Below are 24,633 nucleotides of genomic sequence, written 5' to 3'. Positions count from 1 at the left end.
ATGGAATTGAAAAAAAGAAAAGATCAGTGGACAAAGGAAGACGATGAAAGATTAGCAGAAATTGTGTTGCATAATGTGCAAAATGGCAAAACACAGCTAGAAGCTTTTGAATTAGCTGCTGTTGAATTAGGTCGTACAAAACAAGCATGTGGTTTCCGTTGGAATAAAACGTTACGTGGTCAATATAGTCAGTCGCTACTAGCTGTACGAAATCAACCGCAACAATCTATGCGAAGCCATTTGAAATTGGCATTGACAAGTTTTGATGAATTAACAGAGGCTTATCAAACTCTTGAAATAAGGCACCGTGAATTACAAAATGAGCATGATAAACTAGTGAAATGGTTGCAACAAGGGTATTCTTTAATGAAAGATTAAAATGAGAGAGTAGTCGTAAGTTAAAAGTGCTGTAGAGGTAAGTTACTTAGTAAGAGTGTAAACTTGAATGAAAACATAATCCTACACTAAGTATTTCAATAATTATTTATCCCGCATTAAGAAATCTGTACCGAAAGAAAGAAGATAGGTGGGAGATTAACTGCCTGTAAAAGTCCGATTAGTGTATAATAAAAGAACCTGCATAGGAGGTGCCTTAGAACTATTTCTAAGGCACCTCCTTCTGTAGAGAGGGACGAAGGCGGGAAATTTGTGATAGGTTGTTTAGAAGGGTATTCTCTTATTTAGATTGCTTATTTGCAAATGGGGGAGGTGTGGAGTGTAGTGAATGTGGCGATTATTGGTGCTGGGGCTGTAGGTCAGTTAACGGCAAGTTTTTTAGCTGAGTCTGGTATGTCTGTAACGTTGGTTGCAAGAAGGCAGGGGCAAGCGGATGAACTTAATGTAAAGTATTTAACACGAGTGAATGTTGATGGAACGGAAACGGTTCAAAAAGTCGCTTCAACTACGAAATTAGAGGAGCTGCCACAGCAAGATTTAATTGTGATTGCGGTTAAATATGGTCAATTGCAAAAGCTTTACGAACAATTGTCTTCATTACCAAGTGAAGTACCGTTGCTGTTTATGCAAAATGGTTTAGCACATTTTGATGAAGCACTACGTTTACCACAAAAAAATATAGCTTTTTGTTCTGTGTCATTTGGTGCTCAAATGATAGCTCAGTCAACTGTACAACATAGAGGAGTAGGGGCTTGTAAAATTGCGATAGAGCGTGGAAATAGTGATGTATTTAACAAGTTGTTACAACTTAGAAATTCTTTATACCCAATTGAATTGGTTGTTAATGCTGAACAAATGCTATTTGAGAAAGCTGTATTTAATTGTTTGATTAATCCATTAACGGCTGTTTTACAAGTGAAGAATGGAGAGTTAGTAACGAATAAGCAAGCATTTTTATTAATGCAAACTATCTATCACGAGTTGACGGTTGCTTTTAAAGGCATAGAACAAGCTATACCTTTTTTAAAAGTGATAGACTTATGTGAAAAAACAGCAAGTAATACGTCCTCTATGTTAGCGGATCGGATGCAAGGGAGAAAAAGTGAAATTGACACGATTGTTGGAGTGATACTAGAAAAAGCTCTAGCGAGTGGTCACAATTTGCCTACCTTACGTACTTTATATCACCAAGTACTTGCAATAGAGGAGAGCGGTGAAAGAAGTTGAAAGAGTTTTTACATATTGTTATTAGTATCGTCATTTTTTGTCCAATCCTTTTATTTGTGATTGTCTATTTAATTAGTCGGAAGATTAAAATCCGAGGCACTCATGCTTTTGGAGCGGCATCGGACATGACGACATTTTGTTTGTTTTTTTCAGTACCTCTCGCGATTGATGTGCTATGGAATATAAATGTTAGCGCACTCTTAGTATCGTTAGCAATAATGATGGCAATGGTTTTTACATATATTGATTGGCGAACAAAAAAAGAGATTGAAGTGAAAGCGTTACTTAGGAAAATTTGGCGCTTTCAATTTTTGGTACTAAGTACGGCGTATATTGTTATTTGTATAATAGGTGTTATTCAATCAGTAATTGAATATTTACAGGCTGTCTAAGCATTTTCTTTTCATGTTGAAGCCATAAGCGTTAAAATGATAGCATTATAAATTGTTTTTAGTAATAACTCTATATGTTGCAAAAAATATTAAATAAATTCCAAAGTACTCAAGCGTTTAGCAACATACTAAGGGTAAATCGCATAGTAAGTATTAAAGGAGTTTATGACAAATTTGCTTGTTAAGAGGCTCGTCACCAAAAGTTGTGGATGACATTTGTTGATGCGTATGTCTTGAATATAAGTTGGAACGGAAATCAACCACACGTTATGGTAATGAGCTTATTAAGAGCAAGAAGATGATTTAGTGAGTAGAGGAGTTTGTGTTAAATGAAACTGGAGTCAATCCGAGTACCCATAAAAAATCGTTTGCTAGCAGATTATTGGTCGCCAAATACTGCCATCCATGAGTTTTTTGAATATGAATATAACGATAAATCTTTTGAAAAACGAGTGCAATATTTAGATCAGCATGCGCATGATCAAAAAGAATTAACGGCCATTATCCGTCAATTTATGGAGCCGCTTGGTATTTCGAAGAAAGCGAATGAACATTTACAGCAACTAGAGCAAGGTGCTGTTGCGGTTGTCGGTGGGCAGCAAGCGGGTATATTAACTGGCCCTCTTTACTCAGTGCATAAGGCGATTTCAGTCATTACATTAGCGAAAGAGCAAAGTGCGAAGCTTCAACGACCGGTTGTTCCTGTTTTTTGGATAGCTGGAGAAGATCATGATTTAGAGGAAATTAACCATACGTATACATTACAAGGTGCTACTATTAAAAAACGAGCTTACGGTGAACGTTCAAGACGTAAAACAATGGCTTCTGTAACGAGTATAAATAAAGAATCCATGACACAAGTATTGAATACAATTATGAAGGATATTGGTGAAACGGAATTCACTGAAATGCTTATTAAACAATTAGTGGATACGCTTAATAAGAGTGAAACATTTACGGATTTCTTTGCGCAACTTATGAACCAGTTGTTTAAAGATGAAGGTTTATTGATGATAGATGCAGCGGACTTTAAATTCCGACAATATGAGAGTAAGAATTTTACCCGTATCATTCATAAAAATGAAGAAATTGCTAGAGTGGTAACAGAAAAAGAAGTGGAGCTTGAACGTGCAGGCTATGGCAATCCTATTTTGGCATCGAATGAAGCGGCCAATCTATTTTTTGTAGAAGATGGGGAACGTCATCTATTGGAGAGGAAGAATCAGCTATTTGTTAATGTGGCTGCAAATATCAAGCTGTCGCGTGAAGAACTTTTAGAAATTGCAAACAAGCATCCTGAGCAATTAAGTAATAATGTTGTTACAAGACCGTTAATGCAGGAAATGACTTTGCCTGTGCTTGCATTTGTTGGTGGACCAGGAGAGCTTGCGTACTGGGCGACGTTGAAGGATGCATTTTCGGTATTAGACTTACAAATGCCGATTTTTGCTCCGCGACTTCATATCACGATTGTCACGCGTCATGTAGAACAACTTTTACGTGAACTTCATTTAAATGTTGCTGATGTTTGGGATGGGAAAGCGTTACAGCTTCAGGAACAGTTTGTTGCAGAAGTACAGGATGCTGAAGCGAAACGTCAAATTCAGACGATGCAACAAGAGCTTTTCGAAAAATATGCTGCACTTCAAACTTATTTAGAAGAGCAACATCTATTGCTAGATAAAATACTTACAAAAAATAAAGAGAATCATCTAAAACAATTTGAGTATTTACAGCAAAAGATTGAACAAACTGTACTTAATAAGCATGAAACGACAATCCGGAAATTTATGACGCTACAAAATGAGCTATATCCAAATGAGGGATTGCAAGAAAGAACTTATAATCCTTATCAGTATTTCAATGAGTTTGGACCTATGTTGATTGCTGAAATGTTGAAGCAGGATTATAACGTTGGAAATCACCACTATTTACTTTATTTATAATTTCTGAATGTGTATCTTTGTGCCTAATTAATGATTTTATACAATATGGATTTGATGATCACTATCGACATTGCTAGTGAATAGAGAGCTATCCTACTAAGGGTAGCTCTTTTGTTATGTCATTTGGCACAGGTTGGATGTTTCGTTGAAGGTCTAATTTCATATTAGATATTAAAGTGTCAAGTTTTTTTTAAAATAAGTGGAGGAAAGTGGGGGGATGTGGTACATTATTTAATAAAGTGGGGTGAATAGCATGTTCATGGGAGAATATCAACACTCTGTTGATGCGAAAGGACGATTAATCGTGCCCGCAAAATTTCGTGAAGCCTTAGGTGAAACGTTTGTTGTGACACGCGGACTTGATAATTGTTTATTTGGCTATCCTATGGATGAATGGCGAAAACTCGAAGAAAAATTAAAGGGCTTACCGATGACCAAAAAGGATACACGTGCATTTGCAAGGTTTTTCTTTTCTGGAGCAACAGAAGTAGAGATAGACAAGCAGGGGCGCATTAATATTCCTTCAACTCTAATGCTGCATGCACATCTTGTGAAAGAATGTGTAGTGTTAGGGGTTTCGAATCGAATTGAAGTATGGGCGAAAGATGCTTGGGAGACTTACTTTAGTGAGTCTGAACAATCCTTTAATGAAATTGCAGAAAATATGATTGGCTTTGATTTTTAATTTTTAGACGCGTAAGTGTCTGCTGTATATGAAGTTAAGGCCTGAAGGGAGCGAGTGGTATGTTCGATCATACAACCGTGTTATTAAGAGAAACAGTTGATGGGTTGAACATCGATCCTGATGGTGTGTATGTGGACTGCACGTTAGGTGGGGCAGGGCACAGTGAATATTTAGTACAACAATTATCTGAAAAAGGTCGTTTAATTTGCTTTGATCAAGATATGATCGCTATTAACAATGCAAAAGTTCGATTGGCGCCATATATTGAGCGCGTAACATTTGTTCACTCGAATTTCCGCTATTTAAAAGAAGAATTATTAAATCTTGGTATCGAGCAAGTTGATGGCATTTTATATGATTTAGGTGTTTCTTCACCACAGTTAGATACACCAGAACGAGGATTTAGTTATCATCATGATGCACCTCTGGATATGCGCATGGATCAAACGGCATCGCTTACAGCATTTCATGTTGTGAATGAATGGGCATATGAAGATTTAGTGCGTATATTTTTCCGTTATGGAGAAGAAAAATTTTCAAAGCAAGTTGCTCGTAAAATTGAAGAGGCACGCAAGGTGGCACCGATTGAAACGACTGGACAACTTGTAGAACTTATTAAAGAGGGTATCCCAGCAGCGGCTCGCCGTAAAGGTGGACATCCAGCGAAGCGCATATTCCAAGCAATACGAATTGCTGTTAATGATGAGCTAGGCGCAGCAGAGGATTCATTAGTCGATGCGATTGATATGATCAACGTAGGTGGACGCGTTAGTGTCATTACGTTCCATTCATTGGAGGACCGCCTATGCAAGACAATTTTTAAGGAAGCGTCATCATTACCGGAATTACCACCGAATTTACCAGTAATTCCTGATGACATGAAGCCAACTTTAAAGCTTATTACGAGAAAACCGATTCTTCCTTCAGATGAAGAATTGGCAGTAAACAATCGAGCTCGTTCAGCAAAGCTTAGAGTGGTAGAGAAAATTAACGACAAAGGGCGTGAGTAAATGGCAGCAGTTCGTGTAAGGCAGCACCAACAACAACATGTGCAACAACCGATAACACCCTCTAGTCCACAACCCACTATCATACGTCGTAAAAAACCGAACCAGAAGTTTGAAAAAACAATGCTAATTTTTTTAGTTGGCATTATTGCTGTATTATCAGTACTAGTTTTAAATAAGCAAGCAGCAATTCAAACGACAAGCATAGACATTCAAAAAATCGAAGCTGAAGCAGATGAGATTGCTAAACAGAATGTTGACTTGACAGTTCGTGTGAGTGAACTTTCTACATACGATAACATATTGAAAAAAGCTAAAGAACTCGGTTTAACTCTAAATGAGAAAAATGTAAAGGTAGTGCCGGGAGAATGAAAAAAAAGAGATTTCGATTCCAATGGGGAGCCTTTCTATTATTAATTTTTTATGGAGGGCTCTTTTTTCTATTGTTCTCAAGAATGTTTATGTTACAGGCGACAGGTGAAGTGGAAGGACAAGAGCTTGCGGCAAAGGCAGCTGCGAAATATAGTAAAGAAAGTGCCATAACAGCAAGTCGTGGGAAAATTTACGATGGAAATAATCAAGTCATTGCTGAGGATACACTTAGCTACCGATTAATTGCAATTGTAAGTGACAAGGCCACGACAGATCCGAAAAAACCTCGACATGTAGTAGACCCAGAAAAAACTGCGAAAATATTAGCAAAATATCTTCCTGATACTACTGACGAAGAAAAAATCTATAAGCAGCTTACTAGATTAAAAGATGATGGCGAAAAACCTTATCAAGTTGAATTTGGTAGTGCGGGTCGTGGAATAAGTCATGAAACTATGAGTAAAATCAAAGAGGAGAAATTACCAGGGATTATATTTATGAACGATTTAAAACGTTATTATCCAAATGGAATTTTTGCTTCGCACTTAATTGGCTTCACTGTCAGTGAGGAAAATAAGGATGGGACGTTCACGACTAAAGGGAAAATGGGTCTAGAGTACACCTATAACAAAGAACTAACCGGTAAAGATGGTAAGGTTGAATACGAAACAGATGCCTTCAGTTATCTATTGCCAAATAGTGAGAAAATGATAACACCTGCGAAGAATGGCGACGATATTTATTTAACACTTGATAAAACGATTCAAAGCTTTTTAGAGGAAGCAATGACACAGGTGGAAAAGGAATATAACCCCGAATCTATGACAGCCGTTGTAGCAGATCCAAAAACAGGAAAAATCCTAGCGATGTCTCAGCGACCTACGTTTAATCCTGATACACGTGAAGGCACAAATATGAAATGGTTAAATGAAGTTATTGAGGAAACCATTGAACCGGGTTCGACAATGAAAACGTTCACGCTCGCCTCGGCTATTGATACTGGGGTTTGGAATCCAAATGAGAAATTTATGTCAGGATCATATACAGTATATGACCGTACGATTCGAGATCACAATCGGTACGGATGGGGCAAAATTTCATATTTAGAAGGGTTCCAACGATCGGCAAATACTGGGATGGCTCATCTTTTAGAGAAAATTGGTGACGATGTGTTTCTTGACTATCTAGATAGATTTGGCTTTGGTAAGAAAACGGGTATTGATTTACCGAATGAAGCAACTGGTACAATTTTATCTAAGTATCCAATTCAGCGAGTGACAACGACTTATGGTCAAGGTTCTACAGTAACGCCGATTCAGTTAATTCAAGCGATTACGGCGATTGCGAATGATGGAAAAATGATGCAGCCTTATGTGATAGATCGTATTGTAGACTCTTCAACAGGGAAAGTCATTCAAAATCACGAGCCTGTTGAAAAGGGACAGCCGATTAAAGCTGATACAGCAAAACAAGTACGTGAAATTCTTGCCTCAACATTAACATCAAAAGATGGGACAGCGAAGGATTTTATACTTGAAGATTATCAAGTTGCAGGGAAAACAGGTACTGCCCAAATTCCTAAAGCAAGTGGTGGATATCTTGCAAACGAGTACCTGTATTCATTCCTAGGAATGGCACCTGTAGATGACCCACAGCTCGTTATGTATGTCTCGGTTAAAAGACCGAAAAAGCATGAACTTGGTTCTATACCAGTTTCAAAAGTATTTAACCCAGTGATGTTAAATAGTTTAAAGTATTTAAATGTTAATCCTGAAGATGTACAGCATGTTGACAATACAAAAATAAAGGATTACACAGGTCAAAGTGCTGAGGCGATCCAAGTGGAGCTTGCGAATGATGGTCTACAGCCAGTGATTATTGGTGGTGGCGGTAAAATTATTGACCAGTATCCAAAAGGGCCTCAAAAGCTTGTTAAAGGTAACCTTGTGTTTTTAAAAACAAAAGGTGATACAACACTTCCGAACTTTACTAACTGGTCATTGCGTAATGTACTTGTCTTTAAGTCAATGTCCGGTTTAGAAATTGAAGTCGTTGGAGAGGGCTATGTCGCTAGTCAAAGCGTATCGGCAGGTACTGTAATCTCAGATAGTTCACCGATTGTTGTGAAGCTGAAAACACCAGCGGAAGGCTTTAAGAAAGATGTAGAGACCCCTTCTGAGGGTGAAATTGAACAAATAGATGATGAATAGATACTGAATAGAAGTCCACTTTATTTCATACGTTGTAAAAAACAAGGTGTGATGTCGAATGAAGTGGATTTCTATCCATTCCAAAAAGCGATTGCGTATTTTATACGTATTGTTTATGTTTGTAGCAGCTGCGATTGTCATTAGGCTCTTCTTCTTGCAAGTGTTAGATCAAAAAGAACTGACCAAGAAAGCTGAAGAGAACTGGGACCGAGAAATTCCATTTGCCAATGAGCGAGGGCATATTACAGACCGCGATGGGAAAAATATTGTTACCAATAAGCTTGCGCCAACTTTATATTTCATGCCTTCTCAAAGTAAGGATATTGAAGGAGCAGCAGCAAAAATTGCTCAAGTTCTAGGAGTAGATGAACAAAAGCTATTGAAAAAAATGAAGAAAAAAGAATACTTAGTAAAGCTGGCACCTGAAGGGAAAAACATTTCCTATGAAAAAGCAGTGCAGTTACAAGGTATGCAGATTGACGGATTATATAGTGGTGTTGATTATTCAAGGGATTATCCATACGGTACCTTACTATCTCGTTTTTTAGGTTTCACAGGCTATGATGCACAAGGTTTAGCAGGAATTGAATATGAATACAATAAGCTATTACAGGCTAATTCTTCGGCAATACGGCTCTTTACAGATGCGAAAGGGAATAATTTGCAGAATGTAGCAAGCGCTTGGAAGTCTGGTGAAGATGGCGCGACAATCGAGCTGACGATAGATGTAGATGCACAACAGGTCGTCGAGCGTGAATTATCGCAGGCGATGGAGCGTTATGAAGCTGATCAAGCGTTAGCGATTGCTATGAATCCAAACAATGGTGAGATTTTAGCATTAGCCTCCTATCCTACCTTCCATCCAGCAGAATATCAGATGGTAGAGCCTGCTATCTACAATCGGAATTTACCAGTTTGGATGACGTATGAGCCGGGATCGACGTTCAAAATTATAACGCTCAGTGCAGCACTAGAAGAAAATTTAGTAGATTTAGAGAAGGATACTTTTTATGATCCGGGCTATTCAATGGTTGCAGGAGCTAAATTGCGTTGTTGGAAGCGTAGTGGTCATGGACATGAAACATTCCTAGAAGTTGTAGAAAATTCTTGTAACCCAGGTTTTATTGAATTAGGTCAACGACTAGGTGATGATAGATTACTACAATATATTAAAGATTTTGGTTTTGGCCAAAAAACAGGGTCTAACATCGCCGGAGAAGCTTCAGGGATTTTATTTTCAAAAGAAGCCTTTGGACCTGTAGAGCAGGCAACAACTTCATTTGGTCAAGGGGTAGCCGTTACACCTATTCAACAAGTGCAAGCCGTAGCCGCAGCAGTAAATGGGGGTAAGCTTTATACGCCATATGTTGTGAAAAAGGTTTTTAATCCGAATACTGGGGAAGTAATAAAAGAGACTGAACCGGAAGTTAAAAAACAGGTTATTCGAGAAGAGACATCTGCGAAAGTTCGAGGTGCATTGGAATCTGTTGTAGCGAAAGGCTCAGGACGTCAAGCTTACCGAGATGGCTTACGTATTGGAGGTAAAACTGGTACAGCGCAAAAGGTAGAAAACGGTCGTTATAAAAGTGGCGATTATATCGTATCTTTTATTGGCTTCGCACCAGCGGATAATCCGCAAATCGTCGTTTATGTAGCAGTAGATAACCCGAAAAAGACAACACAGTTTGGCGGAGTTGTAGCAGCTCCAATCGTTGGTCAAATTATTGAAGATGTTGCACCTTTTGTTGGCATTGAAAAATCGAAGGCACAGCTTGAAAAGGATTATCGTTGGGGTGACCCAATTACTGTGAAGGTACCAAGTTTTATTGGTCAAACAAAGGACGATATTGCCAAGCAACATTATCCATTCCGTATTGAATGGCATGGAGAAGGGACTAAAATTGGCAATCAACTGCCTGAAGTGGATAGTGTTATCAAACAAGATGGCACCATTCATCTATATTTAGAGAACTAATATAACTTTACCTTTAAAAAATGGGAAAGAACCACTATTATTATGAAGGGTAGTAATAAATAAATGAAAGTTTGTGCTTTTTTCTTGAAGAAGAAAGTGAAACGAGATTTAAAGGAGATTTTTCAATGAAACTCGCAACAACTCTTACCATTTTAGCTATTGCTTTTATAGTAACAGTTATCCTGGCACCTATTTGTATTCCACTTCTTCGCCGATTAAAATTCGGTCAAAGCATTCGTGAAGAAGGACCAAAATCACATATGAAAAAAGCTGGTACACCAACAATGGGCGGCATTATTTTCTTAATTGCCATTATCCTTACTACTGCTGGTGTAGGAAGCTTTTTAGATTTATTTACAACACAAACCGTCGTACTGATATTAGTATTAGCAGGGTTTGGATTAATCGGCTTGTTAGATGATGGCTTAAAGGTTGTTTTTAAACGTAATTTAGGACTAACATCACTTCAAAAGCTGATTGGTCAAATTGTCATTGCGATCTTAGCCTTTTTCTTATTACATGTAGGATCGTTTGATACAACACTTGCTATACCATTTACGGATTGGACGATTGATCTTGGTAATTTCTATGTAGCCTTTTTAATTTTCTGGTTAGTTGGCTTCTCGAATGCAGTTAATTTAACAGATGGACTAGATGGGCTTGTGGCAGGTACTGCATCTATTGCCTTTGCAGCATTTGGTGTTATTGCTCTATTCCAAGATCAAGCAGATATCGCCTTATTTGCATTTGCGGTGACAGGTGCATTATTAGGATTTTTACTTTTTAATGCGAATCCTGCAAAGGTATTTATGGGGGATACAGGTTCGTTAGCATTAGGTGGAGCTTTAGCAATGGTATCTGTTTTAGTAAAGGCAGAATTCTTATTGTTATTAATTGGATTAGTATTTGTTATTGAAACATTATCCGTTATTTTACAGGTAGGTAGCTTTAAACTTCGTAAAAAACGTATTTTTAAAATGAGTCCTATTCATCATCATTTTGAATTATCAGGTTGGTCAGAATGGAAGGTAGTACTTGTCTTTTGGTCAACTGCTTTAGCAGTAGCATTGATTGCAGTCTTATCGGAGGCGTTCTAATGAAAAACTATACAGATTTACAACATAAAAAAGTCCTAGTTTTAGGTCTAGCTAAAAGTGGTGTGGCTGCAGCAGAGATTCTACATGAGCTTGGCGCCTTTGTGACGGTCAATGATTCAAAACCATTTGACGAAAGCCCAGATGCACAAGGCTTATTGCAAAAGGGTATTACAGTTATTTGTGGGCGTCACCCAGAGGATTTACTCGATGAAGGCTTTGAATTAGTTGTGAAAAATCCAGGGATTCCTTATAGCAACAAAATAGTAGCTGATGCCATAAGCCGTGAAATCCCGGTATGGACAGAAATTGAGCTTGCCTATTTAATTAGTGAAGCGCCGTTTATTGGGATTACAGGGTCAAATGGTAAAACAACAACGACAACATTAATTTTTGACATGCTGAATGACGGTGGCCCAAAACCGCTAATTGCAGGGAATATTGGGACAGTAGCATGTGGTGTTGCTAGAGAGGCACAGAAGGAAAATGTAATTGTTACGGAGTTATCCTCTTTTCAATTAATGGGAATCAAAACATTCAAGCCGAAAATCGCTATATTAACTAATCTTTATGATGCACATCTTGATTATCATGGGACATTTGACAACTATGCAGAGGCAAAATTTGGTGTCTCACGTAATCAAGATGAAAGCGATTATTTTATCTATAATGCTGATCAGCCAATTGTTGTTGGTTATGCAACAAAATCTAATGCTAAAAAGGTACCATTTAGTTCTAAGGGGCGTACAGAAGAGGGTATTAGTGCGGATGAAACAACAATTTACTGGCAGGGTGAACCATATTTAGATCGAGCAAATATCGCTTTGCCTGGTAAGCATAACTTAGAAAATATTTTAGCAGCTGTAGCGGCTTGTATTTTAGTAGGCTGTGACAAAGCTAAAATGGAAGAAGTTTTAGCTAAGTTTGGTGGAGTTCGTCACCGTACTCAGTTCGTGCGTGAATGGAATGGACGTAAAATTTACAATGACTCCAAAGCGACAAACTGCTTAGCTACAAAAAGTGCTTTAGATGCATTCCAAGCACCGGTCATTTTACTTGCGGGTGGCTTAGATCGAGGTCATTCATTTGAAGAATTACGTCCATGCATGAGCCATGTAAAAGGTGTTGTTGCCTTTGGAGAAACAGGTTTACGCTTTGTAGAATTTGCGAAGTCGTGTGGCGTACAGCAAACTGTTATTGCCCAAAATGTTGAGGATGCAGTACATTATGCGGCACCGATGTCGGCAGAAGGCGATGTTATTCTTTTATCTCCTGCTTGCGCAAGCTGGGATCAATATGACAGCTTTGAAATACGAGGCGACGTTTTTATTGATGCTGTAATGAAGCTGTAATGAGCCTGTAACTATTTTAGAATATACTTGACTTGGAAGGATGGCATTACTGAGAGGAAAAGAAAGCTATATATTGCTCGTCACAACATTGATGCTTTCAATAATCGGCATTATTTTCGTCTATTCTGCAGGTACCTATTGGAGTGCCATTCATTATAGTGGAAAAATGCCGTTTTATATGAAGCAAAGTATGTACTTTGGGGTAGCCATTATAGTGTTTTTAATCACTATTCGATTAAAGATTTTGCAAACTCAGTCCTTTTGGAAGATGGCCTATATATTTTCGTTAATTTTACTGGTCCTTGTACTTATACCAGGAATTGGACTTGTACGAAATGGTTCTCAAAGCTGGATTGGAGTAGGTCCGTTAACAATCCAGCCAGCAGAGCTAACGAAAATTACAGTCATTGTGTACTTGAGTCATATTTTAGCGCAACATAAAACGGGTACGTCGATCGTTAATTGGCGTCATGGATTGGTCCTATTATTACCCGTTGTCCTTATTATGTTGCAGCCTGATTTTGGTTCAGTATTTATTCTAGTTGTTTCTGTGTTTTTATTGTTTTTTGTGGCAGGGTATCCTTTAAAACTTTATGCGATGTTTATGGTTGCTGGGATTGCTGGATTAGTGGGTTTAATTGTCACAGCGCCATATCGACTAAAGCGAATTGAAGCATTTATTGATCCGTGGGTCGATCCTTTAGGAAGTGGCTTTCAGGCTGTACAATCGTTAATGGCTATAGGTCCAGCAGGGATTTTTGGGCATGGTTTTGGACAAAGCAGGCAGAAGTTTTTATATTTACCTGAACCACAAAATGACTTTATTTACGCAATTATTCTTGAAGAGGTAGGATTGCTTGGTGGGCTAGTGATTGTAGCGCTTTTTGTGCTAATAATCTATGCAGGCTATAAATTCGCAGTACAGGCTAAAACAAGAACATCTTATTACGCGATAATAGGACTTGTCACAATGCTGACCGTACAAGCATTTCTAAATATAGCAGTAGTGATCGGATTAGTTCCTGTAACAGGTGTCACATTACCTTTTATTAGCTACGGAGGAACATCTTTAGTAACAATGTGGTTAATAATAGGTATTATTTATCAATTAGCGAAATAAATATAAAGGAGGAGTACTTTTTGGAGAAAGTAATTGATATAGAAGATCGCATACCTACGCTAAAAAAGCGACGAAAAAAGCGTACAAACCGGAAATTTATAGTGCTAATATTACTTTTCTTTATTGTGTTAGCAGTACTCCTTTATTTTCAATCTCCTTACAGTAAAATCAACAAAATAACAGTCAATGGCGCTCAGTTAGCAAATGAAGAATATTATGTACAAGCCAGCACTCTTGAACCTGGAAAGTCGATGTGGGGATTTAAAGTAGAAGATGTAGAGAAATTATTACTAAAGGATAAATGGGTAAAAGATGCACATGTTAAACGTAATTGGCTTCAAGGCGTGACAATAGAAATTAAAGAATGGAAAAAAGTTGCGTACTTAGCTGGTGACGGCACTTATTATCCGTTACTTGAAAATGGCGAACGTTTTGAACAAGCTGGGGATGACATCCCGATTGACGCACCTGTATTTATCGGTATAACTGGCGAAAAGACCATTAAGAAGCTTGTCAAGCAATTAGCACAATTAAAGCCAGAAGTATTATCGTTAATTTCTCAAGTCAATACAAACGGTAATGAGACAAATCCTAATGCTGTTAAGCTTTATATGAACGATGGCTATGAAGTACGTGCTGTTATTCAAACTTTGGCAGAAAAGCTAAATCATTACCCTGCACTTGTGGCACAAATCCCAAATTTAGAAAAGGGTGTTATCGACTTAGAGGTCGGCTCGTATTACAAATCTTTCAATGATGAATACAACAAAGTAAGCATTGACTTAGAGGGAGATTCGGCCAACCAGGAAGTGAAAAAAGATGAACAACAAGAAAAAGAATAGCAAAGGAAATTTCTTTTCAAGAAAACAATTTCAGTTGCTTATTGTTTGTGTGACTATGGGATTTATCGTTGGCTATTCGTACAACCAGGCAAAAGATAATCGAGATGCAAGTTCAAGTGATGCAGAGCTTTTTGAGCAAGAAGAGTCATATCGTGAGGAGTTAATTGCACAGCAAGAGCGCAATAAAGAACTGTCAGAAGAGGTGACTGATTTACAAGAAAAAATTCGCAAGTATGAAAAATCATTTGTTGCTAGTAAAAAGGATTATACAAAGCTTGTTGAAGAAGCAGAGGATTTACGTTTGTTGTTAGGCGATTTAAATGCAGAAGGAAAAGGGATACGTATTACCCTTCAAGACGGTGATTACGATCCGAAATCTGCTAACCCTAATGATTATATTGTGCATGAGAGCCATGTTTTTAAACTACTCAATGAGCTTAAAATTTCTGGTGCCCAAGCAATTGCTATTAATGGTCAACGCGTTTTGGCGAATTCTTATATACGCTGTAATGGACCAGTCATTACGATAGATGGCAAGCAGCATCCGGCTCCATTTGTCATTGAGGCTGTAGGAGATTCAAAAACATTGATGGCTGCCTTAAACTTAAATGGTGGCATTGTAGATCAACTATTAAATGACAATATTGTTGTGTCATTAGAAGAAGAAGAAAAGCTAACTATGCCAAAAGCACAAGTAGAAAGTTAAACGATTTTCAGTTAATATTTACAGACTAAATTTAGTTATAGCCTCCAGATAAGTTATAAATTGTAACGTGCGTTCGCATAATTCAAAATCTAAGGAGTAAATCTGTGGGGGGTTACGATACGTCTAGGAGGGGCTATTTTGAAAAAAAATATGTACACCCGAATAACGATCGTGCTATTTATTATCGGTTTGATGATAGCGGTACAATACAATACCATAAAGCAACCAGCTGAGCGAGATACACGAGATATTTGGGCCATAAGAGAGGAATTAGCAGAAGAAAAGCAAAGGCATTCCACATTATTAGCAGAAATTCGCTCACTAAATGAAGTAGTGGGTCGCTATGAGCAATCTGAGAAAGCAAATTTACAGGCTGCATTATATGAAACGTTGAATCGTTTAAAGCTACAGGCTGGGCTAACGGAAGTCACAGGGCCAGGCGTTGTACTTCGTGTTGAACCAGCGCCCGAATTAGTAGAAATGGGGTATGAAATCAAAGAAATTTCACCTGATTTACTAACCCAATTACTAAATGCTCTGTTTAAATACAATGCAGCGAGTGTCTCGATAGATGGAAATCGCGTTGTCCATACGACTGCCATTCGAGACATAAATGGAAAGACTACAGTGAACAGTATACCACTGTCCTCACCACCTTTTGAAATTTATATTGGGACTAGCTCTTTTAAAGAAGCTCAAAAAATGTACAATTCGTTACAGGCTTCAACATTTATCGATTCCTTTTATTTAGATAATTTTAATTTAATTATAGAGGAACCGACTGAGCATTTAACAATCCCAGCATTTGATCAGTCATTGACAAATGATTATTTAACAGAGGTGGAAAAAGGAGAATAATTTATGTGGCTACCATTTTTAGGTTTGATATTTGGACTTGCCCTTGGCTTGTTAACAAATATCCAAATACCCTCTATATATGAAAATTATCTGTCAATAGCTGTTTTAGCAGCATTAGATACATTATTTGGCGGTATTCGCGCTCAATTACAGCATGTATATGACGATAAAGTATTCGTATCAGGATTCTTTTTTAATATAATTCTTGCAGCAGGATTAGCCTTCTTAGGTGTGTATTTAGGGATAGATTTGTACTTAGCGGCTATTTTCGCGTTTGGGGTACGTTTGTTCCAGAATATAGCAATAATTAGGCGTATTTTACTAACGCGCTTAGATGAGAAACGTCACAAGAAGGATGAAAATTCCAAATAATAAGAGAAAAATTGAGCAAAATACTCGATTTGCTTAGACATTATGCTAAATTTACAATAGAATGAGAATAAGAGCATTTTTTCAAGGAGGTGCAGTGAATTGAATCAGCAAGATTTATATATTTCTCTTGATATAGGATCATCCTCTATCAAGGTATTAATAGGTGAAATGAGCGATGGTCAATTACATGTAATTGGCGTCGGAAATGTAAAATCGAATGGAGTTCGAAAAGGTGCAATTGTTGATATTGATGCAACAGTCCAATCGATTCGAAAAGCAATAGAACAAGCCGAACGAATGACAGGATATCAAATTAATGAAGTCGTTTTAGGAGTTCCGGCAAACCAGACGATGTTACAGCTAGTTAAAGGTGTTGTCGCTGTAAATAGTGAAAATAGAGAAATTACAGATGATGATTTAGATAGAGTGGTAGAATCTGCGCAAGTCATGTCAATACCTCCTGAACGTGAATTAGTTAACATCATTCCTAGACAATTTATTGTAGATAACTTAGATGAGATTAAAGATCCACGAGGTATGATTGGTATCCGTTTAGAAATGGATGCCACAATGATTACAACCTCCAAGACACTCTTACACAATGTTCTACGCTGTGTAGAACGTGCAGGTCTAAGTATTCGAGAAATATATTTGCAACCATTAGCAGCAGGTTTTTTTGCATTAACGGAGGATGAAAAAAACCAAGGTACCGCTTTCATTGATTTAGGCGGCGGTTCCACTACTATCACAGTATTCGAAGAGGGACTGTTAACACATACAGGAGTCATTCCAATTGGTGGCGATCATATTACAAAAGATATTTCGATCGTCTTAAAAACACCAACAGAACAGGCAGAACAAATTAAACATCAATTTGGACATGCCTATTATGATGACGCATCAGATGATGAACTCTTCGAAGTGCCGGTTGTAGGGACAGATTCAACAGATCAGTACAGCCAGCGCTATATATCAGAAATTATCGGCGCTCGTTTGGAAGAATTATTTGAGTTAGTCATCGACGAGTTAGCACGTCTAGGTGTTAGAGATTTACCAGGCGGTGTTGTTTTGACAGGAGGCGTTGCAAAGCTAGAGGGTATTGCTCAACTGGCACGCCAGATTCTGCAAACGCGTGTTAGAATTTATACACCCGATTATATTGGCGTTAGAGAGCCTTCATTTACGACGGCGGTTGGACTTATTCGTTACGCCTATTTAGAAGATGATTTTTATGGAAAAAGTACTAATACGCAGCCTGTTGAATATGCAGTTGTAGGATCTCCTGCAGCACCTAAAAAGCAAGAATATGCTGCACCTTCAGAATCAAAAGGAAGCGTAATCGGAAGAGCAAAAAAATTATTTGATAAATTTTTTGATTAACATCTTTCAGCAGGTGTCCAAACACCCGCTGAAAGAAGTTAAAGCCTCCGGCGGATGTCACGGAATCGGAAAGGAGTTCGCATAGGATGTTAGCCTAAAACCATCGCATCCATGCGATAACGGCTAACTGACCTGCATCGGTAAAAACGCCACGTCCTGTGGTATTACCGAAATGACCGACATCGTGTCGGCCCTCGTGCAGGCCTAAGCACAAAGCCGATTCCGGACGCAATTATACCGAGGCATAATTGATCTTAAATGCGTAATGAATGATACAGAGTCGAGTTACCGTGGGAGGAAAAAGAAATGTTAGAATTTGATACAAGTGTTGATCAACTTGCAGTAATAAAAGTTATTGGTGTTGGTGGCGGCGGTAACAACGCTGTCAATCGAATGATAGAACATGGAGTACAAGGTGTTGACTTTATCGCAGTAAACACAGATGCACAGGCGCTAAATTTATCGAAAGCAGAAATAAAACTACAAATTGGTACAAAACTTACACGTGGTTTAGGTGCAGGTGCAAATCCAGAAGTAGGGAAAAAAGCTGCAGAAGAGAGCCGTGAACAATTAGAAGAGGTTCTACGTGGTGCAGATATGGTATTCGTTACAGCTGGAATGGGCGGAGGAACTGGTACTGGTGCCGCACCAGTAATCGCACAAATTGCTCGTGATTTAGGAGCTCTTACAGTCGGTGTTGTAACGCGTCCATTTACGTTTGAAGGTCGCAAGCGACAAACACAAGCTATCGGTGGTATTGGTGGCATGAAGGAAGCTGTAGATACTTTAATCGTCATTCCGAACGACAAGCTATTACAAATTGTCGATAAATCTACGCCAATGCTTGAGGCATTCCGTGAAGCAGATAATGTTTTACGACAAGGTGTACAAGGTATTTCAGATTTAATTGCAACGCCGGGTCTTATTAACTTAGACTTTGCAGACGTAAAAACAATTATGTCTAACAAAGGTTCAGCGTTAATGGGTATTGGTATTGCTACAGGTGAAAATCGTGCAGCAGAGGCAGCTAAGAAAGCTATTTCAAGTCCTTTACTTGAATCATCAATTGATGGCGCTAAAGGTGTCCTTATGAATATTACAGGTGGCTCAAACCTTAGTCTATTTGAAGTACAAGAAGCTGCAGACATCGTAGCTTCAGCATCTGATGAAGAAGTAAATATGATTTTCGGTTCTGTTATTAACGAAAATCTAAAAGATGAAATTATTGTCACAGTTATTGCGACTGGTTTCTCAGAAGAAGCTCTACAGCAACACCGTAATGTTACACGTCCGACGATAAATACAAATAGACAAGCTGTTCAGCAACAGCAAGCACCTATTCGTGAACCACGACAAGATGTGCACGTACAGCAAGAGCAACCACGTCAACAAAATCAACAAAATTATGCGCAGGATGACATGCTTGAGGTACCAGCATTTTTACGTAACCGTAGAAATCGCTGATCAATGAAAGCATCTGACTTATAAAAAACTCGTATTTTACATATGTAAAATACGAGTTTTTTATATTTCCAAAGTAAAATTATCAGGCGTGTTAGTTAGGAAAAAGATAGGTTTATTATTGAGCGATAAAAGGTTTTTTCTTGTTGCTATATTTTGCTAATATATTCCCATTTTAACTGATTATAGCATAGGACGACTCAACTTCGCGGGAAAGCTAGTAGCGCGAAAATAGGGTGAATAGAAATGGTTAATCAACATATCTGTAAAACTATATCTTATTCGGCAAAAGTTATTGAAGAGAAAGTGAAATTACAGCATCACTGTTGATTTTTAGTTCGAGTAGAGAAACGTTAACTAGCGACAGCAATAATAATTAAGAGAAATAAATTGATTGTTCAAATTGTGTAAGGAAAGCATGTATTTTGTCAAAACATTTTAAGGAAATGATGCGATTGTTTGACAATATTTGTGGGTATAACATGCTAACTTTGTAAGTAGGAGGCGGCTGTTATGTATGGAGAATGGCTGGTGCTCATTAATACACTTTTTAACCTAGCGATACTCAAGTTTACGGCAAAGGTAACAGGGGTTTTTGTAAAGAATACGAGATTATTAATGAGTTCTATTTGTAGTAGTTTTGTAGCTGTAATAGGTGGGCAAATGCTGTTGACGATGGTGCTGAGCTTTATTTTACTAATTGGGATAGCTTTTCGCTTCAAGATTCGAAGCTTTCAAAAGCAAGGACCAATCGTTTTAACAGCAACAATCGTGATCGGTGGATTGTTAACAGCGTTACAACCATATTTGAAAAATCTTTCTGTCGTCCATTTTATCATCATTTGCCTATTATTAGCTGTTGGTAATCTTGTTGCTTTTTATAAGCAATGGGGATTTGTAAAGCTAGAGCGGTTAAGCGGTCAGTTTGTTTTTGATACCACATTGAAAATTTTTGATGTAAGGATACCACTTTCTGCATTTGTAGATACAGGTAATCAAGCTATCGAGCCACTATCAGGAAAACCTGTTCACTTTGTCTCTTATGGAGCTTTACGACCACATTTACCCGCAGTATTTTGCAAATCATTATTAGAATGGCAAGAAACTGATCCGTATAATGTATCCATGTTTTCAGAAGATTATCAGCGTTATATTCGATTTATTCATGTTAATACAGTGCAACAGCAGTCGGTTGTACTAGGTTTTCGCTTTGAGGAGTTGCATATCAAGGGGGAGCACTCACAAGTGAAAAAGAATGAATATATCGTGCTAACAAAAAAGGCTAAAAATTTTCCACATAGCACAGCAGCAATTTTACATTTTTCAGCGCTTTCAAATAACTCATAGAGGGGGAGAACTATTGCTTCTTAGGCTACTTGCTAGCTTGAAAAAATTTTGGAGTAAGTTTCGAAGTCGTGAAACGTACTATATAGGGGGAAATGATTCATTGCCAGTGCCACTAAGTCGAGAAGAAGAAGTTACAGTCATTGCATCCTTTATGAATGGTGATTTACGAGCTAGAGATACACTAATTGAACGTAATTTACGTCTTGTTGTTTATATTGCTAGGCGTTTTGATAATACGGGTACGCCGATTGAGGATTTAATAAGTATTGGTTCGATCGGTTTAATTAAGGCGATTGAAACGTTCAATACAGATAAAAATATTAAGCTTGCAACGTATGCATCACGTTGTATTGAAAATGAAATTTTAATGCATTTACGTAAAACAAGTCGCATGAAGGGTGAGGTTTCATTAGATGAACCATTAAACTCTGATGCTGATGGAAACGAATTGTTATTGTCTGATATTTTAGGAACTGAAGAGCATATTATTTTAGACAATGTAGAGAAGAAAATTGAGCGACAACATATGTTTCATGCCATTAATTTACTAGGGGCGCGTGAAAGATATATTATGGAATGTCGTTTTGGCCTTAATGGGAAAATTGAAATGACTCAAAAAGAAGTTGCAGATCATTTAGGGATATCACAATCATATATTTCCCGATTAGAGAAGAAAATTATTCAAGATTTACGTGAAAACTTGAACCAGCCAATATCTTAGGGAGGGAAATTTAACCTACCTAAAATTGGTCGTATCTTTTGTGCATATTCTCGTTTCTCTCGGACAAACTGATGTAACGGTTTAGTCAGAGAATAACATCCGGAGGAATCGAATATGCGAACGAAAGTAGATCTTTGCGGCTTAGATACATCGACTTTGCCAATTTTAAAGCATGAGGAAATGAAGGAACTCTTCATCCGTTTACAAGCTGGAGAAACTGAGATTAGAGAAGAGCTTGTAATGTGCAATTTAAGGTTAGTGCTCAGTATTGTCGGTAGATTTGCCTACAGGGGTGAACAGGCAGATGATTTATTTCAGGTAGGCTGTATTGGCCTCATGAAAGCCATTGATCATTTTGATTTGAAGCATAATGTACGATTTTCAACATATGCTGTACCAATGATTATTGGTGAAATTCGTCGCCATCTGCGTGATCATCATGCATTACGTGTTTCTCGTTCTCTAAGAGATATTGCGTATAAGGCGATGCAGGCAAAAGAGCAATGGATAACCGAAAATTTACGAGAACCAACGATTGAAGAAATTGCTGAAATGATTGACATGAAAAAAGAAGATGTATTATTTGCTTTAGATGCCATTCAAGATCCAGTTTCATTACAAGAGCCCATTTATTCAGACGGTGGAGACGCTGTTTATATGATGGACCAATTACGTGATGATGATGTATCAGAAGATCAATGGGTTGCCTACGTATCGGTAAAGGAAAGTTTGCAAAAGTTAGATGAACGTCAACAAATGATTGTTGCAAAGCGTTTTTATTACGGTGAGACACAAACTGAAATTGCAAAAGAATTGGGAATATCTCAAGCGCAAATTTCACGTCTAGAAAAAAATGCAATTGAAACAATGCAAAAAGATTATAAGTAAAAACAATGCGCACCCGACTCTCGGTGCGCATTTTAATTTATGTCAATGAAATAGAGATTCCTTAATCATTTCATTTTCATTTAAACAACAATAAACACATAAATATAAAGAGAAAACATAGTTTGTTGAGATAAAACGATGTTGAGAGTAATTGATTTAGGAGGGATAAAATGCGTTTTTCGATGTTACAGCAAAAAGAAGTTATTGAAGCAGGCAATGGACGCTTTTTAGGATTTGTGGTCGATGCAGAGGTATCCAAAGAAACAGGCTATGTAACGGCATTTATGATTGCAGAGCCCCGCAAATATCTGGGCTTTTTTCGGGGAGAAGAATCTGTTAGGAAAGTGTATATGAAAGATGTACTTGTAGTTGGAAAGGATGTCATTTTAGTAAAAGCATTATCCTAAAGTGCGAAATTTCTATGTTTATTAAAACGAAAGTTAATTTTAAGCTGTGAACGGTTAGTAATTTCACAAAGGTTAGGTCATGCTATTCATTGATAATTCAAGCATTGCTTGTTACAATAAAAGAAACTATTGTTGTAAAGTTGGGAAAAACAGTGACAAAAATCTTAACAAATTTAAATAAAATAAATGTTCTAATACAAGCAGCAAAAAAACGTGCAAATCGTGAAGCAGACGAAGTTCAGATTATTGCAGTAACAAAAGAAGTTTCAGTAGAGAGAACACAAGAAGCAATTGAAGCAGGACTTATTCATTTAGGAGAGAACCGTCCTGAAGGCTTAAATCGTAAAATTGAGGCGATTCAAGATGATGTACATTGGCATTATATTGGGTCTATACAAACACGTAAGGTAAAACAAGTCATTAACAGCATTGATTATTTACATTCATTAGATCGTTTGAGTTTAGCAGAAGAAATTGAAAAAAGAGCAGACAAACCTGTCAAATGCTTTGTACAAGTTAATGTATCAGGAGAAGAATCAAAACATGGTTTATCAATCGAGGAAATTCTGCCTTTTATTGAATCATTAAAGAGTTTTACCAAAATTCAAGTGGTTGGTTTAATGACCATGGCACCAAATACAGATGATGATACAATTATTCGCTCTGTTTTTAAGCAATTAAAACAATGTCAACAGCAAATAGCCGAGCAAGGATTCGCACACGCACCTTGTACCGAGTTATCAATGGGCATGTCTAATGACTTTGAAATTGCGGTAGAGGAAGGGGCTACATTTGTTCGAGTTGGAACGGCTCTTGTTGGAAATGAAAGAGGGGAAGAGGATGAGCATGAAAAATAAAATCAAAAATTTCTTTTACCTTGAGGAAGAATTAGAAGAAGAAATCACGCAAGCTCCTATTCAACAGCAACAACCCGTACAACAACAGCAACAGGTTCAATCAGTGAAGCCTAAAAAAGTTATTAAAGAGCGCAAGGCACCAATTCAGGAAATTTTCCCGCAGAGTACAACACCTGCGAACAATATTGTAAGCTTACAGGCGGCTATGAATTCTAAAGGTGCAAAAGTTGTATTAGTTGAACCTAGAGTTTATGCTGAAGCACAGGATATTGCTGAACATTTAAAAAATAAACGCGCAACAATTGTCAATTTACAACGTATTGAGCGAGAGCAAGGTGTGCGGATTATTGATTTTTTAAGTGGCACAGTTTATGCACTTGGTGGTGATATTCAAAGAATAGGGAAAGACATCTTCCTATGCACACCTGATAATGTAGAAGTGTCTGGCGAAATTTCGAATTTTATTTTAGACGATAATTAATAGCGAGGATTGTAGTTTATATGGATTTATGGATGATTTTAGGTTATGTAGCATTAGCATTTAAGGTGTATTCTTTTATGTTATTTGGATATGTTTTATTGTCTTGGGTACCTGCTGCGCAAGAATCAGCAATTGGCCGTTTCCTTAAAAAAGTATGCGAGCCTTATTTGGGGATTTTCAGGAAATTCATCCCTCCGATTGGTATGATTGATATCTCTCCAATCGTGGCAATTTTTATGCTTAATTTTATTAAAAATGGGCTTTTTATTGTTATTCAAAAAGTGTACGAAATGTTTCTTTAAAAGAAATCCTCACAAATGGTGGGGATTTTTTATTTATGGGTAATACTATATTTAACAAAAATGGTTGCTTTACAATTTAGTGACTAGGCGACTCCTTAGGGATTAGCGTCATAGATGAGACCTTGCAGCGAAGCGGATGTTATCTGTGCGAAAGCGAAGCGACAGCAACAAATGTTTTAACTGTGCGAAAGCGAAGCGACAGCAACAAATGTTTTAACTGTGCGAAAGCGAAGCG

At 37.6% G+C, this 24,633-nt stretch carries 25 protein-coding genes; all 25 read left to right on the top strand.

Annotation, left to right across the window (positions count from 1 at the left end; genetic code table 11):
* The 25 genes from QRN68_RS16220 to QRN68_RS16100 all read left to right on the top strand — a co-directional run bounded on the left by QRN68_RS16220 (position 1) and on the right by QRN68_RS16100 (position 24,398).
* Complete coding sequence (locus QRN68_RS16220; RefSeq protein ID WP_285397940.1) at positions 1–378, top strand: transcriptional regulator; 378 nt, start codon at positions 1–3, stop codon at positions 376–378.
* 342 nt (positions 379–720) lie between these two features.
* Positions 721–1,623: a ketopantoate reductase family protein gene (locus tag QRN68_RS16215; protein ID WP_285397939.1), complete on the top strand. Its 903-nt coding sequence runs from the start codon at positions 721–723 to the stop codon at positions 1,621–1,623.
* Positions 1,620–2,015 (top strand): DUF3397 domain-containing protein, encoded by a 396-nt coding sequence (locus QRN68_RS16210; RefSeq protein WP_285397937.1) that lies wholly within the window; start codon positions 1,620–1,622, stop codon positions 2,013–2,015. The genes QRN68_RS16215 and QRN68_RS16210 overlap by 4 nt, the downstream gene beginning before the upstream one ends.
* A 329-nt stretch (positions 2,016–2,344) precedes the next feature.
* A complete protein-coding gene (gene bshC / locus QRN68_RS16205) occupies positions 2,345–3,961 on the top strand; it encodes a bacillithiol biosynthesis cysteine-adding enzyme BshC (RefSeq protein ID WP_285397936.1) in 1,617 nt (538 codons plus the stop codon).
* 253 nt (positions 3,962–4,214) lie between these two features.
* On the top strand, positions 4,215–4,646 hold the full coding sequence (mraZ, locus tag QRN68_RS16200) for a division/cell wall cluster transcriptional repressor MraZ (protein ID WP_285397935.1): 432 nt from the start codon (positions 4,215–4,217) through the stop codon (positions 4,644–4,646).
* 59 nt (positions 4,647–4,705) lie between these two features.
* Positions 4,706–5,656, top strand: a complete 951-nt coding sequence (gene rsmH / locus QRN68_RS16195; protein ID WP_285397934.1) for a 16S rRNA (cytosine(1402)-N(4))-methyltransferase RsmH — start codon at positions 4,706–4,708, stop codon at positions 5,654–5,656.
* Entirely contained in the window at positions 5,657–6,025 is a 369-nt protein-coding gene (gene ftsL, locus QRN68_RS16190) for a cell division protein FtsL (RefSeq protein WP_285397933.1), read from the top strand.
* On the top strand, positions 6,022–8,235 hold the full coding sequence (locus QRN68_RS16185; protein WP_285397932.1) for a penicillin-binding transpeptidase domain-containing protein: 2,214 nt from the start codon (positions 6,022–6,024) through the stop codon (positions 8,233–8,235). The genes ftsL and QRN68_RS16185 overlap by 4 nt, the downstream gene beginning before the upstream one ends.
* A gap of 58 nt (positions 8,236–8,293) precedes the next feature.
* Positions 8,294–10,210, top strand: a complete 1,917-nt coding sequence (locus tag QRN68_RS16180) for a stage V sporulation protein D (RefSeq protein WP_285397931.1) — start codon at positions 8,294–8,296, stop codon at positions 10,208–10,210.
* 125 nt (positions 10,211–10,335) lie between these two features.
* A complete protein-coding gene (gene mraY, locus QRN68_RS16175; protein WP_285397930.1) occupies positions 10,336–11,307 on the top strand; it encodes a phospho-N-acetylmuramoyl-pentapeptide-transferase in 972 nt (323 codons plus the stop codon).
* A complete protein-coding gene (murD, locus tag QRN68_RS16170; protein WP_285397929.1) occupies positions 11,307–12,656 on the top strand; it encodes a UDP-N-acetylmuramoyl-L-alanine--D-glutamate ligase in 1,350 nt (449 codons plus the stop codon). The genes mraY and murD overlap by 1 nt, the downstream gene beginning before the upstream one ends.
* Positions 12,657–12,696: 40 nt before the next feature.
* Complete coding sequence (gene ftsW, locus QRN68_RS16165) at positions 12,697–13,776, top strand: putative lipid II flippase FtsW (protein WP_285397928.1); 1,080 nt, start codon at positions 12,697–12,699, stop codon at positions 13,774–13,776.
* Between the two features lie 20 nt (positions 13,777–13,796).
* Positions 13,797–14,618, top strand: coding sequence for a cell division protein FtsQ/DivIB (locus QRN68_RS16160; protein WP_285397927.1), 822 nt, complete (start codon positions 13,797–13,799; stop codon positions 14,616–14,618).
* Positions 14,596–15,324: a DUF881 domain-containing protein gene (locus tag QRN68_RS16155; protein WP_285397924.1), complete on the top strand. Its 729-nt coding sequence runs from the start codon at positions 14,596–14,598 to the stop codon at positions 15,322–15,324. Before QRN68_RS16160 ends, QRN68_RS16155 begins: the two co-directional genes overlap by 23 nt.
* Before the next feature lie 138 nt (positions 15,325–15,462).
* Positions 15,463–16,182 (top strand): DUF881 domain-containing protein, encoded by a 720-nt coding sequence (locus QRN68_RS16150; protein WP_285397923.1) that lies wholly within the window; start codon positions 15,463–15,465, stop codon positions 16,180–16,182.
* A gap of 3 nt (positions 16,183–16,185) precedes the next feature.
* Complete coding sequence (locus tag QRN68_RS16145) at positions 16,186–16,554, top strand: small basic family protein (protein WP_285397922.1); 369 nt, start codon at positions 16,186–16,188, stop codon at positions 16,552–16,554.
* A gap of 99 nt (positions 16,555–16,653) precedes the next feature.
* On the top strand, positions 16,654–17,934 hold the full coding sequence (ftsA, locus tag QRN68_RS16140) for a cell division protein FtsA (protein WP_285397921.1): 1,281 nt from the start codon (positions 16,654–16,656) through the stop codon (positions 17,932–17,934).
* A 306-nt stretch (positions 17,935–18,240) separates the two neighbouring features.
* Positions 18,241–19,398 carry a cell division protein FtsZ gene (gene ftsZ / locus QRN68_RS16135; protein WP_285397920.1) on the top strand — a complete coding sequence of 386 codons (1,158 nt, stop codon included), beginning with the start codon at positions 18,241–18,243 and terminating at the stop codon, positions 19,396–19,398.
* Positions 19,399–19,908: 510 nt separating this feature from the next.
* Complete coding sequence (locus QRN68_RS16130) at positions 19,909–20,742, top strand: sigma-E processing peptidase SpoIIGA (RefSeq protein WP_285397919.1); 834 nt, start codon at positions 19,909–19,911, stop codon at positions 20,740–20,742.
* Between the two features lie 13 nt (positions 20,743–20,755).
* Complete coding sequence (sigE, locus tag QRN68_RS16125; protein WP_049668349.1) at positions 20,756–21,463, top strand: RNA polymerase sporulation sigma factor SigE; 708 nt, start codon at positions 20,756–20,758, stop codon at positions 21,461–21,463.
* Between the two features lie 114 nt (positions 21,464–21,577).
* The gene (gene sigG, locus QRN68_RS16120; protein WP_285397918.1) at positions 21,578–22,351 is read left to right on the top strand and encodes an RNA polymerase sporulation sigma factor SigG; all 774 of its coding nucleotides are present in this window, start codon (positions 21,578–21,580) and stop codon (positions 22,349–22,351) included.
* A gap of 170 nt (positions 22,352–22,521) precedes the next feature.
* The gene (locus QRN68_RS16115; RefSeq protein WP_049668351.1) at positions 22,522–22,758 is read left to right on the top strand and encodes a PRC-barrel domain-containing protein; all 237 of its coding nucleotides are present in this window, start codon (positions 22,522–22,524) and stop codon (positions 22,756–22,758) included.
* 140 nt (positions 22,759–22,898) lie between these two features.
* Positions 22,899–23,615, top strand: a complete 717-nt coding sequence (locus tag QRN68_RS16110; RefSeq protein WP_481817458.1) for a YggS family pyridoxal phosphate-dependent enzyme — start codon at positions 22,899–22,901, stop codon at positions 23,613–23,615.
* Positions 23,599–24,096 carry a cell division protein SepF gene (locus QRN68_RS16105; RefSeq protein WP_285397917.1) on the top strand — a complete coding sequence of 166 codons (498 nt, stop codon included), beginning with the start codon at positions 23,599–23,601 and terminating at the stop codon, positions 24,094–24,096. The genes QRN68_RS16110 and QRN68_RS16105 overlap by 17 nt, the downstream gene beginning before the upstream one ends.
* Before the next feature lie 20 nt (positions 24,097–24,116).
* Positions 24,117–24,398 (top strand): YggT family protein, encoded by a 282-nt coding sequence (locus QRN68_RS16100; protein WP_285397916.1) that lies wholly within the window; start codon positions 24,117–24,119, stop codon positions 24,396–24,398.
* The last annotated feature ends 235 nt before the right edge of the window (positions 24,399–24,633 follow it).

This window comes from Lysinibacillus sp. fls2-241-R2A-57, from assembly GCF_030209535.1.
GTDB lineage: Bacteria > Bacillota > Bacilli > Bacillales_A > Planococcaceae > Lysinibacillus.
The sequence above is the reverse complement of the archived record's forward strand: the minus strand, read 5'-3'. Positions and strand labels throughout refer to the sequence as shown.

Bases quoted from the DNA above. Each gene is read 5' to 3' on its own strand.
- QRN68_RS16220 (WP_285397940.1), top strand. From the start codon at position 1: ATGGAATTGAAAAAAAGAAAAGATCAGTGGACAAAGGAAGACGATGAA.
- bshC (WP_285397936.1), top strand. From the start codon at position 2,345: ATGAAACTGGAGTCAATCCGAGTACCCATAAAAAATCGTTTGCTAGCA.
- mraZ (WP_285397935.1), top strand. From the start codon at position 4,215: ATGTTCATGGGAGAATATCAACACTCTGTTGATGCGAAAGGACGATTA.
- rsmH (WP_285397934.1), top strand. From the start codon at position 4,706: ATGTTCGATCATACAACCGTGTTATTAAGAGAAACAGTTGATGGGTTG.
- ftsL (WP_285397933.1), top strand. From the start codon at position 5,657: ATGGCAGCAGTTCGTGTAAGGCAGCACCAACAACAACATGTGCAACAA.
- QRN68_RS16185 (WP_285397932.1), top strand. From the start codon at position 6,022: ATGAAAAAAAAGAGATTTCGATTCCAATGGGGAGCCTTTCTATTATTA.
- QRN68_RS16180 (WP_285397931.1), top strand. From the start codon at position 8,294: ATGAAGTGGATTTCTATCCATTCCAAAAAGCGATTGCGTATTTTATAC.
- mraY (WP_285397930.1), top strand. From the start codon at position 10,336: ATGAAACTCGCAACAACTCTTACCATTTTAGCTATTGCTTTTATAGTA.
- murD (WP_285397929.1), top strand. From the start codon at position 11,307: ATGAAAAACTATACAGATTTACAACATAAAAAAGTCCTAGTTTTAGGT.
- ftsW (WP_285397928.1), top strand. From the start codon at position 12,697: ATGGCATTACTGAGAGGAAAAGAAAGCTATATATTGCTCGTCACAACA.
- QRN68_RS16155 (WP_285397924.1), top strand. From the start codon at position 14,596: ATGAACAACAAGAAAAAGAATAGCAAAGGAAATTTCTTTTCAAGAAAA.
- QRN68_RS16145 (WP_285397922.1), top strand. From the start codon at position 16,186: ATGTGGCTACCATTTTTAGGTTTGATATTTGGACTTGCCCTTGGCTTG.
- ftsZ (WP_285397920.1), top strand. From the start codon at position 18,241: ATGTTAGAATTTGATACAAGTGTTGATCAACTTGCAGTAATAAAAGTT.
- QRN68_RS16130 (WP_285397919.1), top strand. From the start codon at position 19,909: ATGTATGGAGAATGGCTGGTGCTCATTAATACACTTTTTAACCTAGCG.
- sigG (WP_285397918.1), top strand. From the start codon at position 21,578: ATGCGAACGAAAGTAGATCTTTGCGGCTTAGATACATCGACTTTGCCA.
- QRN68_RS16115 (WP_049668351.1), top strand. From the start codon at position 22,522: ATGCGTTTTTCGATGTTACAGCAAAAAGAAGTTATTGAAGCAGGCAAT.
- QRN68_RS16105 (WP_285397917.1), top strand. From the start codon at position 23,599: ATGAGCATGAAAAATAAAATCAAAAATTTCTTTTACCTTGAGGAAGAA.
- QRN68_RS16100 (WP_285397916.1), top strand. From the start codon at position 24,117: ATGGATTTATGGATGATTTTAGGTTATGTAGCATTAGCATTTAAGGTG.